Below are 17,805 nucleotides of genomic sequence, written 5' to 3' on the forward strand. Positions count from 1 at the left end.
ATGCTGAATATTGCCCTAGTAGAAGACGACGATAAGGCAGCAGATACCTTATCGAAGTTTCTCGACGCCTTTTCGAACACACACGGCGCGCAATTTAAAATAACTCGTTTTACTGATCCCACGATCTTGCTCGATGACTACAAACCCGTGTGGGATATTGTTTTCATGGATATTGAAATGCCAAATATGAATGGCATGGATGCAGCTTATTCTTTGCGTCGCCTCGACCAGAAAGCAGTGCTGATTTTTGTAACCAATATGGCGCAGTTCGCTGCAAAAGGCTACGAAGTTAATGCTCTTGACTACATTATTAAGCCGTACATATACCCAGATTTTGAGCGTAAAATGCAACGCGCTGTTGCAGTATGTGCAAAAGCCGACGATTCCATTGTTATTACTTTCCGCGGCAGCGGTGTGCGTGTGCGTGTGAGCGATATTGAATATATTGAAGTGCGCAGTCATAATGTGCACTACCACACGGAGTTGGGTATTTTAACAAGCGCAGGAAGTTTGCAGAAAGTCCAAGAGCTGCTCGAGCCTAAAGGCTTTTTGCGCTGCTCGAAAGCGTTTCTGGTTAATCCTCATCACGTGATGAACATCAGCAGCACGCAGTTGCACGTGAGCAGTGGCGATCGTGTGCCTATAGGTCGTGCGTATCATAAGGCTTTTATGCAGGGTTTCGCTGCAGCCATGGGTAACGAGGGGATGATGTTATGATTTTCTTCCGCGAAACCGGTTTTATGCTAGAACTGCTCGCCACAGCTGCTGTGTGTAGCGCTCATATGAGCAAACGTAATAATGTATTGGTTCGAGCGCTGGCAAGTCTTATTGTATTCAGTAGTATTGCTTGGGCTTGGAGCAGCCTTCTTACTCCTCCTGTCGTATGGGCAGTTATCGCTCGATCTCTCGTTTTTTATGCACTGTGCTATCTGGCAGTATGGTTCTGTGTGGAGCTCACATGGAAGCAAGCGCTTTTTATTACTGCAGGAACCGTAGCTTTACAACATGCATGTTATAGTTGCGCTCAAATAGTTCAGATTGGTTTTCCTATACTTAACTCCGAGGGAACAGCCAGTATTTTGTATAACCAATGGTATGCGTATCCGCTGTTATTCTGTGCGTTTTTAGCGTGCGGATATTTTCTGTTCGCTCAGCCACTGCATGGGCGTCTACCTGAACATATTGCTAATAGTTTTATTCTTGTTGCTGTTGGTATTATGCTGTGCGTTAATGTATTTTCTACTTTATTTGATGAGTTTATCGCTCACACACGCATCGCAAATAACGCTTATTTTATGTTCGTTCTCACACGTTTAGTCACGTGTATTTTTCTGCTCGTTTTACTGCGCGAAATTACTGAACGTGAAACCGCGCAACGCGATAACGAGTTTCTTTCCCAGCTGCTCAATCAGCAACGTCAAAAATTTGAAAGCGATAAAGAAACAATTAATCTCATCAATATAAAAACGCATGACTTAAAAAAGCAGCTGACTGTTTTAGAAGGTCGCGTAACTCAAGAAGAAATTAACGATCTGAAAGATTTAGTGAGCATTTATGATTCCTCGTTGCGCACAGGAAACGAAACGCTTGACGTGCTGTTAGCGCATAAATCATTAATCTGCGAACAGCGCAGTATTCTTTTTGACCGTATGATTGACGGCTCTCATCTATCTTTTATGAAGCCAGCAGATATTTACTCGCTTTTCGGCAATGCTATTGATAACGCGATGGAAGCAACCGTACAGATTGAGGACAAACAGCAGCGCTATATCCGCATGAAAGTGCAAGAGGCGCGCGGTATGATTATTATTCACGTAGAAAACTCGTGCGGGCGTATGCCTCGCTTTGTACGCGGACTGCCGCAAACGAGTAAAAAAGATAAGCGGTATCACGGCTTCGGTGTGAAATCTATGCAACTGGTCACTCAACGCTATGGAGGCGTGATGACCATGAACGCGCAGGACAAGGTTTTTAGCTTGAATATTATGATTCCTCTGCGCCGGGAAGGGTAGGGCTTCCGAGAGGGTAGTTGGGGTTCTTGGGATTTTAGCTGTGGGTTTGGTTTGATTTATTTGATCATTCTTGTGCGGCAGTCCGGAGCGCTTAGGTGGATGGTTTGTGAAACCTGATTTGGTATAGCGTTTCATGATTCACGCACGGATGAGGATTCCAATCACTCTTAAAAGTGCGCGTGAGCATTATTAGCATTGCACGCTAGCAACTTCTACGTACTTACGAGCGAGAATTGAGAGGGGTTTTCGAGCGTACGCATTGTCAGCGTTCCGCGCTCACAACCTCCACGCACCTACAACCTACAACCTACAAAACCCCGGTAAATCGAACGAACCCATATACTTCTCCATGCATTTTATGACGCTCAAAATGCATTTCATGCAGACCCGCTCGCTTCCCTATCCGCGAACTTTTAGATTAGAGATATCACAGAGAGTTCAAAGGCGAAAGGGAAGCTGTGTTAGGCGTAGAACATCTCACCGTAGAAAACAGGGAAGCGGGATGCGTTACAGACGAACATCATCCCCGTATATCTTTTGCCGTAACCAGTGATTTAGCAGAGACCAGCCTGCAAGAAGCACGTGTGCGCATAGCAGATTGGGAAACAACAACCACTAATCAGGTTGCTCTCGCCTACGCTGGCGCTGGACTGCAGGCTTTTACTCAATATCCTGTAGACGTTGAGATACGCGATAATTACGGTCGCACAGCCAGCACTCATACCACTTTCGAAACGGGCCGCCTCGATACTCCATGGCAAGCGCAATGGATTAGCGATGGCAGCTACCGTTTTACTGAGAAAAAAGTATCGCCTCGTCCAATGGTTTTCTATCGCGTTGTACGTCCAACAGCAGGTAAAACAATTGCTCGCGCTCGCCTTTATGCAACAGCAATGGGTTTGTATGATTTTACGATTAACGGTGAGCGTGTGTCTGAATATTATTTTGCGCCTGGCTTCACTTCGTATAAAACGAATCTGCAGTATCAAACCTATGACGTAACGGATTATTTACGCCAGTCGAATGAAGCTCGTTTAGAAGCTACAGTTACGGGCGGATGGGCTGTGGGTTCTTTCGTTTTTACACGCAAGAACCGTGTGAGCGCACAACGTCAGGCTTTGCTTGCTGAGCTGCGCATCGATTACTCTGATGGCAGCACAGATATTATTGGAACAGATAGCTCATGGCAAGTGACGATAGATTCACCTGTTCGTTCGGCAGACCTCTATGATGGCGAAGTGTATGATGCACGCGTTCAGCTCGATGCAGCGTCATGGCGTGCGGCGAGTATAGAAAAACTGCGTATTCATCCACAGATTCGCGCTGACTATTCTGCACGTGTGTGCGAGCATGAGGTTTTTGAGCCACAGCTTGTGAAGCGCAGCGATAACGGCGAACTGATTTATGATTTTGGCCAGAACTTTGCGGGTATTGTACGTTTCAGTGTGCGCGATGCACGCGAAGGTCAAGTTATTACCGTCAAGCATGCGGAAATATTGAACCCAGATGGATCGTTAAACATGACCTTTTTGCGCACTGCAAAAGCTCAGATTGTATACACCTGTGCAGCAGGAGAGCAAAGCTATGCACCGCGTTTTACTTACATGGGATTTCGCTATATTAGCGTAAGCGGTATTGATGCTGATGCTTTTGATGTACAAGGCATAGCATTGTATTCCGAGATGGAAGAAATTGGATCTTTTGCATGCTCCAATAACGCGTTGAACCAGCTGCATAGCAATATTATGTGGGGTTCGAAGTCCAATCTTGTGGATATTCCTACTGATTGCCCTCAGCGTGATGAACGTATGGGATGGACGGGAGATATTGCCGTTTTTGCTCCAACAGCCTGCTTTGACTTTGATATGAGCCGTTTTCTCGATAAATGGCTGCGCGATGTGAAAGCAGAACAAACTCGCGGTGGGGGTATTCCTAATACTGTGCCTGTGCAAGGCTACGGTTTCCCAGCAACGATGCCGCAAATGGCTATTGATTGGTGGGGTGACGCTTGCGTGCTCGTGCCATGGGCACTCTACCAATCGCGTGGAGATAAAGAGATTTTGCGCTCTATGTATGCCACTATGAAGAAGTATGTAAAAGCATGCTTGTTCTGGGCTAGTCTATGGGGTCGCGGAGATAAACGCTATATTTGGAATACTCCGTCTGTTCTCCATTTTGGAGATTGGGTTGCTCCAGACGTTCCTCAGATGAGTCAGTGGCAAGCACGCTCTCCATGGACTGCTACTGCAAGCCTAAATAATACAGCGCGCACCTTAGCTCGTGTTGCTGAAGTTCTGGGTAACGATGAAGATGCTGCACAGTATCACGCTTTAGCAAATCGTGTAGCTCAAGCCTATATTAATGTTTTTACTGACGGTCAAGGCAAGCTCATTAATGAGTTTCAAACTGCCTACGTGCTGCCGCTTTATTTAGGTATGTTCCCTGAAAATCAGCGCTTAGCAGCAGTAAGTAATTTTGCGCGCTTAGTAGAGTCAAACGATTATAAGATTGGTACAGGTTTCCCAGGAACACCATATATTTTGTTTGCTCTCGCCGATAACGGACGACCTGATGTAGCTTATTCCATGCTGCTTAATGATGCTTGCCCAAGCTGGCTCTATGAAGTCAAGCAAGGTGCAACAACTATTTGGGAGCGCTGGGACGGTCTCGATGAAAACGGCGAATGCCCAATCGGCGACGATGGCACCGACATTATGATTTCCTACAATCACTACGCTTCGGGCGCTGTGGGAGCATTCTTGTATTCGCGCGTAGCAGGTTTGGAAGCAACCAGCGCAGCATATAAGACCTTCCGCGTTCAACCTATTGTTGGTGGCGGCTTAACATGGGCGAAAGCTAGCACGCGCACGCCATATGGTGTGGTCAGCAGCTCCTGGACTCTCGATTCTAACGGCACTTTTGTTTTAACCGTGGACGTTCCCGTCAGCACTCGTGCTGAGGTGGTGCTTCCTGATGGCAGTGTGCATGAGGTGAGCAATGGTACGCACACCTTCACGTCTACTTTTACCGCTAACTCGAACATGGAGGTTCGCGCTTAAATGTTTAACTCACCCGTATTAAAAACGCGCATTACATCGGCGAATGTTAAAGCGCCAGAAATGCTTTTAGGATATTTCGTGGGGCCTTTTATGGCGTTTATTTCGAACGCAATTTTTGGTTCGTATCTAAACCGTTATTATTCCGATGTTTTGGGATGGACAGATAGCTCTAAGTTCGGTATTTTCTCGACCGTGCTGCCGATGGTATCGGTTATTTTTGTGATTGCTGGAAACCTCGTTGTGGGACGCTTGATTGATAATACGCGCACCCAGCAGGGTAAGGCTCGTCCTTATATGTTCTTATCCACTCCTTTCGTTGTGGTAGCTATTGCGTTACTATTCCTCACTCCAACAGGAAGCTCTCCTGCTGTGCAGATGGTATGGATAGCTGTGAGCTATAACATGTATTACGCTGTGGCTTATCCACTGTTCTACACTGCACACAGCTCCATGGTGGCTTTGTCTACGCGTAACTCGAATCAACGTGGAGTTCTGGCAACTATGTCGAATGCTGCGGGTGTGGCTGCTATTGGTGTGGCTGCGAGCATTGTTGTGCCTATTGTGCTGCAAAGCTATCTTTTTGTAGATGGCGGTTCGGGAAGTATTGACACTGCTGCTAGCTACGCAAACTGGCGCGTAGCCATGATCGTGCTGTGCGTTCTGACTGCTTTAGGTATTGTGCTCGAATATTACTTCACGCGCGAACGCATTACTGAAGAAAATATGAAGCTCAATATTAAAGAAGAAAAACTGTCTATGGCTAAGCAAGCCAAGGTGTGCATGAGCAACGGATACTGGTGGATTATTATTTTGTATTTCCTCCTCTTCCAGCTTTCCGGCATGGTGAAAAACGGTTCTATGAGCTATTACACGCGCTGGATGTTCGATGGCGTGAACACGGAAGCTGCAGCAGGAGCAGCCATGTCTACTCTGGGCTTAATTGGTGGTATTCCAACAGCTATCGGCATGTTGCTGGCATGGCCAATTGCTCATAAATTGGGCAAGCGCAATGCTGTTGCTGGCGGTATGGTTTTAGCTGTGCTGGGCGGTGCAGTCAGCCTTCTTAATGTGCATAGTCTACCGATTGTAGTTATTGGTGTTGTTCTCAAAGGCGTGGGATCTATTCCTGCAATGTATGTGACTTTGGCTTTGCTTTCCGACGTTCTCGATCATTTAGAAGCAAAAAACGGTTTCCGCTCAGATGGCTTTACTATGAGCGTGTACGGCGCCATCATGGTGGGCATGACCGGTCTAGGAAATGGTTTAATCAACGCTTTATTGTCTGCAGCAGGATATAATCCGCTGGTTACTGCGCAAAACGGTATGGTACAGACCGTGCTTGCCGGATGCTATATCTGTTCGGAACTGATCTGCTATTCCATCATCGTTATTCTGATGCTCTTCCTTAACGTAGAAAAGCATATAGAAGAAGATCATGCCATTATCGTCGAACATCAAAAAGCTGCAGTTTTGGCAGCAGGCGGCGAATGGATCGAGCCAGAAGAGCGTTTGCGTCTCGAGCAGGAAGCGGCCGAGCGCGAAGCTGAGCAGGCACGCCTCGAGGAGCTGCGCGCCAAGTGCGCGAAGAAGGGCTTGAACTTCGAGGAAGAAGAAGCCAAGTATCAGGTTAAACTCGCAGCCCGCGCGGTCAAGAAAAGATAAAAATCACAAGTTTTGAAGTCTTAGACCATATAAGGCTTCCTAAAGAAGGAGAATTCCATGAAGAAAGGTACGCCAACGAGGGCGTGGAGAGGTGCAACCACAGTATTTGCTGCCGGTCTAGCGCTGTCCATTACCGCAACCAGTGCAATTAACGGGTTCAAAACCGATATTAATAAGTTCCTGGGCACGCACAGCACGGAATGGGTATCGGATTCGAAGGTTGATGCTGCCAAGACCTATACCTACAAGTCGGATTACAAGAGCACGAAGGAACTTGTTCAGGCAGCTCAAGACTTGGGTGAGCGCATGAGCGAAGAAGGCTCTGTGCTCATGAAGAACAATGGTGCTCTTCCTTTGTCTCAGGCCGAAACTCAGAAGGTCTCCCTTCTGGGCTTCTCCAGCTACTATCCAGTGCAGGGTGGCGATATGGGTTCGTCTCTGTCGATGAACCAGGGAACGGATGCGGATACCGTTGATTTCGTGCAGGCTTTGAAAGCTAAGGGCTTTAAGATTAATGAAACTGCGGAAAAACTGTATACCGGTATGAAGGATCAGTTCAGCACGGAGATTAACAACTTCGGTCAGATTTCGCAGGTTACGCGCATTACTGCTCCGATGATCGGCGAAACCTTTAGCAATAAAGAGCCTTCTCAGGAAGCTTTGGATAAGGCAAGTCCGTCGTGGAGAGATTCGCTTGCCGATAACAACGTTATGATTGTGACGGTTGCCCGCGCGTCCGGTGAGAACCGCAACTATATGCCAGGCGAAGCAGGTGTGAACGAGGAAGATAAGCTCAACCAGACCGATCCGCTCGGTTTGAACGATAACGAGCGTGCTCTGATCGACGCTGCTGTGACCGCAAAGAAAGCCAGCGGCGGTAAGGTTATTGTTCTCGTAAACTCCGCGAACACTATGCAGCTGCAGGAAGTAAAAGATAACGATGGTGTCGATGCTATTATGCAGATCGGTCTGCCAGGCGCTTACGGTTTCTACGGTATTGCCGATTTACTCTCCGGTGCTGCTAACCCATCGGCACACTTGGCAGATACGTGGGTAAGCAATAATCAGAGCTCTCCAGCAGCCGTAAACTATGGCGACTACCAGTGGAAGAACGCCGATGCTAAGCATATGATTAACTCCGAGCTGGTTCAGGCAGAAGGTATTTACACGGGCTACAAGTATTACGAAACCCGTTATGCCGATGCTGTAGCAGGCGCGGGCAACGCAACCTCGTCTGCAGGCGCTACCGCCGGCGATTCGTGGGATTACAATGCTGAGGTTACCTACCCATTCGGTTATGGTTTGAGCTACACCAGCTTTAGCCAAAAGCTTGATGCTGTGTCTGTTGATTTGGACAAGAAGACCGTAACCGCGCAGGTGACCGTAACCAATACTGGTACGCGCGCCGGCAAGGACGTGGCTCAGCTCCACGTTTCGGCTCCATACACGGATTACGATAAGGAGCACGGTGTAGAAAAGCCAGCAGTACAACTGCTTGACTTCGAAAAGACCGACGAGCTCGCTCCAGGCGTTTCCCAAACCGTAACGATTACTGCTGACGCACAGTATATGGCCAGCTGGGACTCTACAGCGAAGAATGCTAAGGGAACCAAGGGAACCTATATTCTCGATGCGGGTGACTACCACTTCTCCGTAGGCAACGGTGCACACGCTGCAGTAGATAACGTATTGAATGCGATTCCGATGAGACCGCAACTTGGACCTTGGATAAGCTCGACACCACCACTTTCGCTACCACCAAGAATGGTACGAAGGTAGAAAATCAGTTCGAAGATGCTGATTTGAACAAGTGGATGCCAGATACAGTCACCTATTTGTCTCGCTCTGACTGGAACGGCACCTGGCCAAAGGTGTACAAGGATCTGACTGCTACCGAGGACATGCTTAAGGACGGTCTGACCAACGACACTTACCAGATTACTGTGAACACCAAGGAAAAGGCTGCTACATGGGGTGCTGACGACAACCTGACTTTGGCTCAGTTTAAGGGTGTAAAGAGTCCTGACAATAAGGACTTCCAGAAGCTCATGAATCAGATGACCTTATCTGAAGCCATGATTCGTACTGCTTTCGGTGGAACCTCCACCAAGCCAGTGGTGTCTATTAGATCTCCAGAAGCTGTGCAGAACGATGGTCCTAACGGTTTCGCATCCTACACGTTGGGTCAGTATGCGAATAAGGATAAGTCGTCCGGCGACCCATACGCGATTGATACTAAGGATAAGAACGCTAACTACTCTATGGGTATTATGGCGAACGAGTCGATTATTGGCCAAACCTTTAGCAAGCAGCTCGCTGCTGAATGGGGTAAGCTCTTGGGCAACTACTCGATTTGGGCTAACACCACCATTTTGTGGGGCTTGGGCACCGATTTGCATCGTAATGCCTACAATGCGCGAAACCACGAATACTATTCGGAAGATCCAGTGCTCACTGCACAAATGGTAACCGCTTCGGTGAAGCCAAGCCGTGCTTATGGCGTGATTTTGGCTGGTAAGCACTACGCCTTTAACGATACAGAAATTAACCGTATTGGTATTGCTGTGTTTATGACTGAGCAGAAGGCTCGTGAAGGTGAGCTGCGTGCTTCCCAGATGGGCGTAGAAGATGGCGATATTCTCGGCATGATGACCGGTTACAACCGTATCGGTGTGCGTGCAACCAATGCTCACACTGGTTTGATGATGAATATTCTGCGCAACGAATGGGGCTTCAGGGGATTGGTCTCCGAAGACTTCATTATGGATAGCGAATATAAGAACCTGCGTCAGGCAGCTATTAACGGCGTAACCATGACCACCTCCACGGGTGACGATTCGATGGCAGCGATTAAGAAGATTTGGCCATACTGGAACGACAAAGATGTGGCAAAGGATTCGGTAATGTCTGCAGCATTGAAGCGCAACATGATTTGGCAGTACTACGCCATCGCTAACTCCAATGCAATGGACGGATTGAACACCACCTCTCGTTTGAAGCGTGTGAATACGTGGTACGACAACCTGTTGTTGGCAACCAGCATCGTAACAGGCGTACTTACCGCTGCAGCAGCTGTGATGTATGCGCTCAGCCGTCGCAAGTTCGCACAAAGTACACAGACCGCACAGAAGGGAAACTAAGATGAAGGCTCTGAAGAATTTGTCTCTCGGTTTTTATGTAGGAGTGCTCGCCTTTATCGTAGAGGTAGTAGCGTTGGTCTTCTACTTCATTAATCAAGGCACAGTTACTTTCGGTAACCTGCCGCTGAACATGGTAACCGTTGAGGGTGGCGTTATTGCCCTAGCTATCCAGCTGCTCATCTTGGTGCTCGGTCAGCTGCGTGCTTCTAACAAAACAGGTGTAGGTGTTCTCCTGGATCTGGCGTACGTAGTGGAAGCAGTGCTCATCGTGTGGGGAGCTACCGTGTTCTTTGCAGACCGCATTAACCTGTTCTCCTCGGTTATGACCTTTAACCGCAACGCGCAAAGCCTGGCCGATATGAACAGTGCACTGTACGGTATTGGCGCCATGTTTGCCGCAGCAGTTCTGGTTATTCTTAGCTCCTTTATGCGAGTGAGCAAGAACCAAGAGTAAACAACACGAAGAGGTTGGGTGCGTGGCCGTTTTGCCGCGCACCCACCACCGAGAAAATACTGAACATTATTGAACGGAGTGTGCCATGCGCGCAACAACTTTTCATGGGGGATGGTCTTACCGCCGCATTAACGCGGAAATGGGCTATCCAGACGACACAGAATTTACTGCCGTTAGCATTCCTCATGATGCTATGTTGTACGAAAAGCGTTCGCGCTTGGCATCGTCCGGTACCAACGGCTGCTGGTTCGAAGGCGCAGACTATGAGTATGTAAAGCAGTTTAATGTGGCTGCAGATGCGCCGGCTGTGCAGTTCTTAGAGTTTGAGGGCGTCTACCATAACGCAGAGGTATGGCTTAACGGTGAGAAACTGAGCTTTAGACCATACGGATACACGAATTTTTATGTAGATATTTCCGATTATGTGAAGCGTGGCGCTGCTTCGGGTGAGGCGAATAACGAGCCGCTCAACGAGCTGCGCGTGATTGCGCGCAATGTCGATCAGCCTAATTCTCGCTGGTATTCGGGAGCCGGTATTTACCGCCCCGTACAGTTGTGGACGGCTGAATCTCCTGAGCATCTCGAGCATAACGGCGTAACCATTCGCACAGTATCTGTAGACGGTAACCGCGCGCGATTGGCTGTGCAGGTGGAGGCGACTGCTGCGGGAACAGTCACTCTATCTATCCCCCACATGGGGGATACGCGAAGCCTGAGGGTGGAGCCACAGGGCAGCATCGAATTCGAGCTTGAAAACGTTGAGCTGTGGAGCTTAGAGAATCCCCATCTGTACGAGATGAAGATGGGCTATGTGAGCGATAATGGCGCTCGCGATAGTCTGAGCGAAACTTTTGGTGTGCGCACGATTGCGTGGACAGACGAGGGTTTTCTGCTTAACGGCAAGCGCGTAATTATTCAAGGCGCCTGCATTCACCACGATAACGGTATTTTGGGTGCAGCAACCTATGCAGATGCGGAGGAACGTCGCGTTCGCTTGATGCAAAAAGCCGGCTATAACGCTATCCGTTCCGCGCACAACCCAATTTCTAAGGCGCTGCTCGATGCCTGCGATAAGCTGGGTGTGCTCGTAATGGATGAATATATCGATCACTGGTATATTCACAAGACGCAGCACGATTACGTGGATTATTTCGACCAGTGGTGGCAGCGCGATCTGCGCGATATGGTGAACAAGGATAAGAACCATCCGAGCGTCATCATGTATTCAACCGGTAACGAGGTTGCAGAAACCGCGCAAAAACGCGGCATCGAGTTGACCACGCGCATGACCGAGTATCTCCACTCGCTCGATAACACGCGACCGGTCACCTGCGGAATCAATATCTTCTTTAACTTCCTTAACAAAATCGGTTTCGGTCAGTACTCGGACGAGAAAGCCGCGAAAGAGGCAGAAGAGGCCGCGCGCCGTAAAGCTGTCGGCGAGGGCGACTCGGTGAAGCATAAAGCCAGCGGAAGCGAATTCTTTAACAATATGGCCGGCATTATGGGCGCGGACTTTATGAAGATTGGCGCCTCGCTGCCGCCATGCGATTGGGTGACGCGCGACGCGTTTGCGGCCATGGATATTGCCGGCTATAACTACGGTATTAACCGTTACAAGCACGACCTGAAAAAGTACAAGCATCGCTTGATTTTAGGCTCGGAAACCTTCTGCTCGGACGCGTACAAGTTCCGTGAGCTCGCTAAAAAGAACCCGCGTTTGATTGGCGATTTCGTGTGGGCAGGCACGGATTATCTGGGCGAAACCTCTGTAGGCGCGTGGGAGTACGAGGATTATGCGTCCTTGACCAACGAGTGTGGCTGGATGACTGCCGGCTCCGGTCGCGTGGATCTCGTAGGAAACTTCCTGGGCGAAGCCTACTATACGCGCGTAGCTTTGGAGGCTGAGGGTGATAAAGGGCCGTATATTGCGGTGGTTCCAGTGAATCATACGCACGACAAGCATTCGCCAAGCGCCTGGAAAATGAGCAACGCTATTCCATCGTGGAGCTGGAACGGTTGCGAGGGTAAGGATGCGCGCGTGGAAGTGTATGCGCGCGCAGCATCGGTGGCTCTGTTCGCCAATGGTGTGCAGGTCGGACGCAAGAAGATGCGCGGTGACTGCATTGCCTGCTTCGATACCACGTGGCAGCCAGGCGTGGTGGAAGCTGTGGCTTATGACGTTTCGGGCAAGGAAATAGGCCGTTATGCTTTACATTCAGCAGGAGAGACAACACGTTTGACTGCTTCGTGCGAGCCAGAGTCAGAAAATTCGCGCGTGAAATTTATTCATGTAGATTATACGGATAATGCTGGTGAAGTCAAACCTCTTGAACGCGGGCAGTTATCTGCCAGCGTTGAGGGTAAAGGTGTGCGATTGCTTGGTTTTGGCTGTGCTTCGCCGTATAACGAGGCGTCTTTTGTTAGCGGTGAGTCAGGAACATACTATGGTCGAGCTTTGGCTGTAGTAGAAGTGCCTGAAGATGCTACGGGACGCTTGATTGTGCGCGATAATCGTGGGCGAACAGCTCAGCTGGATCTGTAGGCGAAGATGCTTCCCTGTTGAATGCATGTTTGTGCGATAGAGTTTCTGAGACTTCAGAAATTTGTAGCTGATACTGCTGTAGGGAATATAACCTCGCTGGTTCCTCATCATCTCCAGCGAGGTTTTCTTATGCTCTGTTTGTTTGAGACGTTGTGAACCCCGACGTGTCTGCGCGCGTCATGATTGACAGCGCAAAGAAGCACAAAAACTAGCCCCCACAACCCAAAAGACCGCTTCACGCGTGTGAAACGGTCTTCGAGGAAGAGAAAGAGAGAAGAAGAGGATTAAGTTTTCTCGGGGAAGAACCTGCTGGGTGGTCTTCCTTGCGACGCTTCTATATAACCGCGCTTAGCTGGGCAACACCCCAGTAAGAACCTGAAAGAATGCTGAGAAAAATGCACTCTTTAAGCAATTTCGACATATTTCGATGTGCGAAGTTACCATATTTTCAATATATGAACCGATTAAGTTACACTAGTAACGTACTCATTTCAAAGGAGAAAATTTATGTCACGTTCATTTCCACAAGACTTCGTGTGGGGCACTGCAACCGCATCGTTCCAGGTAGAGGGCGCTGCTGCTGAGGGCGGGCGCACGCCATCCATTTGGGATACGCTGTGCCTTCGCGAGGGTGCGGTTATCGATAAGTCCGATGGCTCCGTGGCTTGCGATCAGTATCATCGCTATCCAGAAGATATTGAGATTATGAAGCAGCTGGGCGTTGGTGCCTACCGTTTCTCCATCTCGTGGGCGCGCGTTATTCCAGACATCAATGGCGAGGTTAACCCTGAGGGTATTGCATATTATGAGGGTTTGATTGACGCGCTTCACGCCGCAGGAATTAAGGCTTTCGTTACGCTCTACCACTGGGATTTGCCTCAGTATTTGGAAGACCGCGGCGGTTGGGCAAACCGCGAGACCGCATATAAGTTCGCTGAGTATGTGGCTGTTGTGGCGCGCGCTTTCGGTAAGAAAGTTGATTCTTGGATTACCTTAAACGAGCCATGGTGCGCAGCGTACCTCGGTTACGGTAACGGCGTACACGCTCCGGGTGTTGCTGATTACCATAAAGCGCTGCGCGCGGTTCACCACTTAAACCTCGCACACGGTTTAGCGGTAACTACTTTGCGCGAGATTTTGGGTGGTGATATCGATGTATCCGTAACGCTTAACTTGGCTGCAAACGTGGCAGAAACGGACGCTCCAGAAGATGTAGCTGCTAAGCGTCGCGCCGATCTTATGTCTAACGAGGTATGGCTCGGACCAATGCTTGAGGGTAAGTACGATCCAGAGATTTTCGAGGCTACCAAGCATATTACCAACTGGGATTATGTGCTGCCGAGCGATCTAGACATCATTCATCAGCCATTGCAAAACCTCGGTATTAACTACTATTCGAGCACGCACGTACAGGGTAGCGAGCAGGTACTGTCTCAAATCGGTAACCCGGTACCAGCGCAAGAGCATGTGCGCGGCATGGCACCTACAGGCGAACTGACTGCGATGGGCTGGAGTCAAGAGCCTCAAGCGCTTACCGTCATGCTTACGGAACTTGCAGAGCGTTTCCCAGGTCTGCCGCTGTTTATAACGGAAAACGGGTCTGCGTGGGACGACGAGGTGAGCGAGGACGAGGGCAAGAAGATTGTTCACGATCCGCAGCGTGTCGCCTATCTAAACGCGCATGTGAACGCGGTAGCCGATGCTATCGAAGCGGGCGCTCCAGTAGCTGGCTATTTCGCGTGGTCTCTGCTCGATAACTTCGAGTGGGCATGGGGTTATACGAAGCGTTTCGGTATTGTGCGCGTCGATTACGATACTCAGGAGCGTATTTGGAAGGATTCCGCGCTGCGCTATAACGAGATTGTGCGCGCGAACGCGATATAAAATTTGGCTGACCGCCTCCCCCCCCCTAGCCCTAGCTCTCGGTACACTAAGTCTTATATAGTACACAGAGCTAGGGCTTCTCCATAGGGCAAGTGAAGAGGAAGCAATGTATTTCGAACCATGGGAGCAGTTCCGTCAATCGCATGTTTTGAGCTTTGATGGAGAAAGTCAGGCGCGAAAACTTGTGCTGAGCGAAGCTACACATAAAAAGCGAATGACTGCCGACGAAAGACGCGAACAAATCGCTCAATCTGCAGCAAGAATAATTGCGCAAAAAGGGTTTTGGGGCATGTCGTTGCGCGATATTGCTGAAGACTTAAACATTACGGAAGCTTTGATTTACTACTACGTAGACAGTAAAGACGATTTGCTGCGCTTGGTTATTAAGAAGATTTATGATTCTCAGGCCATGGACAATTTTAACTACAGTAACGCGCTCGCATGCGATACAGACGGAGGAGAGCATTGCTATTTTCCGCGTTTTACGCTCAATATTGTGTTGACTAACTGTGAGCGAACTATGCTGGTGAAGCTGTTTACTATTTTGTATGCAGAATCTTTAGACCCTCAGCATCCTGCACATGATTACTTCATTAATCGTCACAGACGTTTCTGGAGTATTGTTTCTGAGATTAATTGGATGCTGCCGGAGCCGTATGCCTCTGATAGAGAACGTTTTTATGAACTATGGTCTCTAGCGATGAGCGTGATGGGCGGATTGCAATTGCGTTGGCTAGCTGATGATTCTATGAATCTTGTGAATGAGTGGATGGAATTTTGTGCAGAACTGTTCCCCCTAGATGTGTGGGAAGGATACATAGATCCTGTGGAATTTAAGAAATAAATCAGTAAATCAGTAGTGGTCACTTCAGTTGCCTGAGGTGACCACTACCGTAAGAGAGAAAGAGAGAAGAAGGGATTCAGTTTTCTTGGGGGAGAACCAGCTCAGCGTCCGTTCGCTTGATAGCATCGGGTTCCTGTGCGGTTCTTCCTTGCGTTGGTTTATATATAACCGTGTGAATCTGAGTGACACTCCAGTAGAACGCTGGGAAAGTGCTGGGAGGTGTGTAACGGGGGGGGGGGTGAGGAGCTCCTCTTAAATAATGCAGCCAAGGTGTTACGAATTCTCGTGCTCATGTGGGTGATATCTACATTTTTGGCTGGTAATTAATAATTCTAACGAAAACTTGTTGGCATTACGGATATTAGTGAGGAGCTTCGAAAGCGGTCAGTATTCTATGCCTCAAAGTTTTTTGTAACTCTAATAGGTGATATATCAGTTACGCATCCGCGGTTAAGCTAGAGGTATAAACCTAGTTAAAGAAAATCAGGTAGGGTACTGTCAGAAATATTAACGGAACTGTTGGTTCGATAATCATGGTATATCTATCAGTTCCGGCAAGTTGCATGAAGAAGGAATTAAATATGAATACCAAGTTAGAACCTTTTGTTAAATGGGCAGGTGGAAAAAGGCAGCTACTTGGAAAAATTGAGGAATGTATCCCTAATACTTTCAATCGGTATTTTGAACCCTTCATAGGAGGGGGTGCTTTGCTACTTAGTCTTCAACCGCAATATGCTGTTATTAATGATACGAATATGCAATTGATTAATATATATAAGCAGCTGAAGAATGATTCCGAACCTGTTATTTTAGCAGTGAATAAACTCGATGAAGGAACATGCGATAAAGCAAAATATCTAAATGTTAGAGAAGAATATAATAGAAAAATTGCATCTAACGAGTTAGATGCGGAGTGCGCTGCACTCATGATATGGCTTAATAAGCACTGTTTTAATGGACTATATCGTGTGAATTCAAAAGGTTTGTTTAATGTGCCCTATAACAATAAAGTGGATGGTCCTTCCATCGACCCGAATAATTTGAGAGATATAGGAACATATCTACGAGATAACAATGTTGAAATATTAGAAGGTGGTTTTGCAGAAGCCTGTGCTACTGCAAAATCCGGTGACTTTGTATATTTTGATTCCCCATATGTACCTGTGAGTGATACGGCGAGATTCACCGATTACACCAAAGATGGCTTCTCTCTTGAAGATCATGAAAGATTAGCAGAGCTGTTTAGAAAACTTGATAGTCTGGGGGTAAAAGTATTGCTCAGTAACAATGATGTCCCTCTCGTACATGAGCTGTATGCAGGATACAGTATTCAACAGGTAGACGTTCGTAGAGGTATTAATAGCGTTGCGTCGAAGCGAAAAGGCAAAGAAGTACTTGTAAGTAACTATTGAGAGAATATAGAGGAGATGTGTATGTTGTATTTGCCGGGCCTGTCTCCATACTATGAAGAAGATGATGTTGCACTCTTTTGCGATGACACTTTTTCAGTCTTAGAAAAGTTGGAGCCTGAATCTGTTGATATGATTTTTGCAGATCCGCCATACTTCCTGAGTAATGATGGTATCTCGTGTTCTGCGGGGAAGATGGTATCTGTGAATAAGGGAGATTGGGATAGACTATCTTCTTTTGCGGAGAAACATGATTTTAATAGGAAGTGGATTAGGCTTTGCAAAAATCTGTTAATAAAGAATGGAACCATTTGGATTAGCGGAACATTCCATAACATTTATAGTATCGGTGTTGCGTTAGAGCAAGAGGGATTCAAGATAATTAATAATATTACTTGGCAGAAGACCAATCCACCACCAAATCTTTCTTGCAGAGCTTTTACTCATAGCACAGAAACCATCCTTTGGGCGAAGAAAGGTGAAAAAAAGGTGAAACATACTTTTAATTATGAACTCATGAAAGAGGAAAATGGTGGAAAGCAAATGAAGGATGTATGGACCGGCAGTTTGACTTCCGTGAAAGAGAAGACTGAGGGTAAACATCCAACGCAGAAGCCGCTATACCTACTGAAGAGGATTATTGAATCATCGACCAAAGCAGGTGACCTTGTTTTGGATCCATTTTGCGGAAGTTCAACGACGGGTGTAGCTGCCAAAATGTTGAATCGACGTTATATAGGTGTGGATAGCTCACAAGAATATATCGATTTGTCTATCAGACGCCTACAGCATTAAG

General features: G+C 47.8%; 12 protein-coding genes. All 12 read left to right on the plus strand.

The features are described 5' to 3' along the window. The 12 genes from HMPREF2909_RS01905 (at position 1) to HMPREF2909_RS01955 (ending at position 17,804) form a co-directional block, all read left to right on the plus strand. Positions 1 to 717 (plus strand): LytR/AlgR family response regulator transcription factor, encoded by a 717-nt coding sequence (locus HMPREF2909_RS01905; protein WP_071415016.1) that lies wholly within the window; start codon positions 1 to 3, stop codon positions 715 to 717. After that, on the plus strand, positions 714 to 2,012 hold the full coding sequence (locus HMPREF2909_RS01910; RefSeq protein ID WP_071415017.1) for an ATP-binding protein: 1,299 nt from the start codon (positions 714 to 716) through the stop codon (positions 2,010 to 2,012). Before HMPREF2909_RS01905 ends, HMPREF2909_RS01910 begins: the two co-directional genes overlap by 4 nt. 458 nt (positions 2,013 to 2,470) lie before the next feature. After that, positions 2,471 to 5,071 (plus strand): family 78 glycoside hydrolase catalytic domain, encoded by a 2,601-nt coding sequence (locus tag HMPREF2909_RS01915; RefSeq protein ID WP_071415018.1) that lies wholly within the window; start codon positions 2,471 to 2,473, stop codon positions 5,069 to 5,071. Next, positions 5,072 to 6,733, plus strand: coding sequence for an MFS transporter (locus HMPREF2909_RS01920; RefSeq protein WP_071415019.1), 1,662 nt, complete (start codon positions 5,072 to 5,074; stop codon positions 6,731 to 6,733). Positions 6,734 to 6,790: 57 nt separating this feature from the next. Further along, complete coding sequence (locus HMPREF2909_RS09275; protein ID WP_210387850.1) at positions 6,791 to 8,512, plus strand: glycoside hydrolase family 3 C-terminal domain-containing protein; 1,722 nt, start codon at positions 6,791 to 6,793, stop codon at positions 8,510 to 8,512. Continuing rightward, complete coding sequence (locus HMPREF2909_RS09280) at positions 8,458 to 9,873, plus strand: glycoside hydrolase family 3 N-terminal domain-containing protein (protein WP_210387851.1); 1,416 nt, start codon at positions 8,458 to 8,460, stop codon at positions 9,871 to 9,873. Before HMPREF2909_RS09275 ends, HMPREF2909_RS09280 begins: the two co-directional genes overlap by 55 nt. 1 nt (position 9,874) lies before the next feature. Further along, complete coding sequence (locus tag HMPREF2909_RS01930) at positions 9,875 to 10,327, plus strand: hypothetical protein (RefSeq protein WP_071415020.1); 453 nt, start codon at positions 9,875 to 9,877, stop codon at positions 10,325 to 10,327. 85 nt (positions 10,328 to 10,412) lie between these two features. After that, entirely contained in the window at positions 10,413 to 12,872 is a 2,460-nt protein-coding gene (locus tag HMPREF2909_RS01935; protein ID WP_071415021.1) for a glycoside hydrolase family 2 TIM barrel-domain containing protein, read from the plus strand. A 507-nt stretch (positions 12,873 to 13,379) separates the two neighbouring features. Continuing rightward, positions 13,380 to 14,756, plus strand: a complete 1,377-nt coding sequence (locus tag HMPREF2909_RS01940; RefSeq protein WP_071415022.1) for a GH1 family beta-glucosidase — start codon at positions 13,380 to 13,382, stop codon at positions 14,754 to 14,756. A 106-nt stretch (positions 14,757 to 14,862) separates the two neighbouring features. Beyond that, positions 14,863 to 15,600, plus strand: a complete 738-nt coding sequence (locus HMPREF2909_RS01945) for a TetR/AcrR family transcriptional regulator (RefSeq protein WP_084797205.1) — start codon at positions 14,863 to 14,865, stop codon at positions 15,598 to 15,600. Between the two features lie 581 nt (positions 15,601 to 16,181). Next, entirely contained in the window at positions 16,182 to 17,012 is an 831-nt protein-coding gene (locus HMPREF2909_RS01950) for a DNA adenine methylase (RefSeq protein WP_071415023.1), read from the plus strand. Positions 17,013 to 17,033: 21 nt separating this feature from the next. After that, entirely contained in the window at positions 17,034 to 17,804 is a 771-nt protein-coding gene (locus HMPREF2909_RS01955; RefSeq protein ID WP_210387853.1) for a DNA-methyltransferase, read from the plus strand. Position 17,805: the final 1 nt, after the last annotated feature.

The organism is Alloscardovia sp. HMSC034E08 (assembly GCF_001813415.1).
In the GTDB taxonomy this organism is placed as follows: Bacteria; Actinomycetota; Actinomycetes; order Actinomycetales; family Bifidobacteriaceae; genus Alloscardovia; species Alloscardovia omnicolens.

Coding starts and splice junctions, on each gene's coding strand:
- HMPREF2909_RS09275 (WP_210387850.1), top strand. CDS start 6,791: ATGAAGAAAGGTACGCCAACGAGGGCGTGGAGAGGTGCAACCACAGTA.
- HMPREF2909_RS01920 (WP_071415019.1), top strand. CDS start 5,072: ATGTTTAACTCACCCGTATTAAAAACGCGCATTACATCGGCGAATGTT.
- HMPREF2909_RS01905 (WP_071415016.1), top strand. CDS start 1: ATGCTGAATATTGCCCTAGTAGAAGACGACGATAAGGCAGCAGATACC.
- HMPREF2909_RS01930 (WP_071415020.1), top strand. CDS start 9,875: ATGAAGGCTCTGAAGAATTTGTCTCTCGGTTTTTATGTAGGAGTGCTC.
- HMPREF2909_RS01940 (WP_071415022.1), top strand. CDS start 13,380: ATGTCACGTTCATTTCCACAAGACTTCGTGTGGGGCACTGCAACCGCA.
- HMPREF2909_RS01955 (WP_210387853.1), top strand. CDS start 17,034: ATGTTGTATTTGCCGGGCCTGTCTCCATACTATGAAGAAGATGATGTT.
- HMPREF2909_RS01910 (WP_071415017.1), top strand. CDS start 714: ATGATTTTCTTCCGCGAAACCGGTTTTATGCTAGAACTGCTCGCCACA.
- HMPREF2909_RS01950 (WP_071415023.1), top strand. CDS start 16,182: ATGAATACCAAGTTAGAACCTTTTGTTAAATGGGCAGGTGGAAAAAGG.
- HMPREF2909_RS01945 (WP_084797205.1), top strand. CDS start 14,863: ATGTATTTCGAACCATGGGAGCAGTTCCGTCAATCGCATGTTTTGAGC.
- HMPREF2909_RS01935 (WP_071415021.1), top strand. CDS start 10,413: ATGCGCGCAACAACTTTTCATGGGGGATGGTCTTACCGCCGCATTAAC.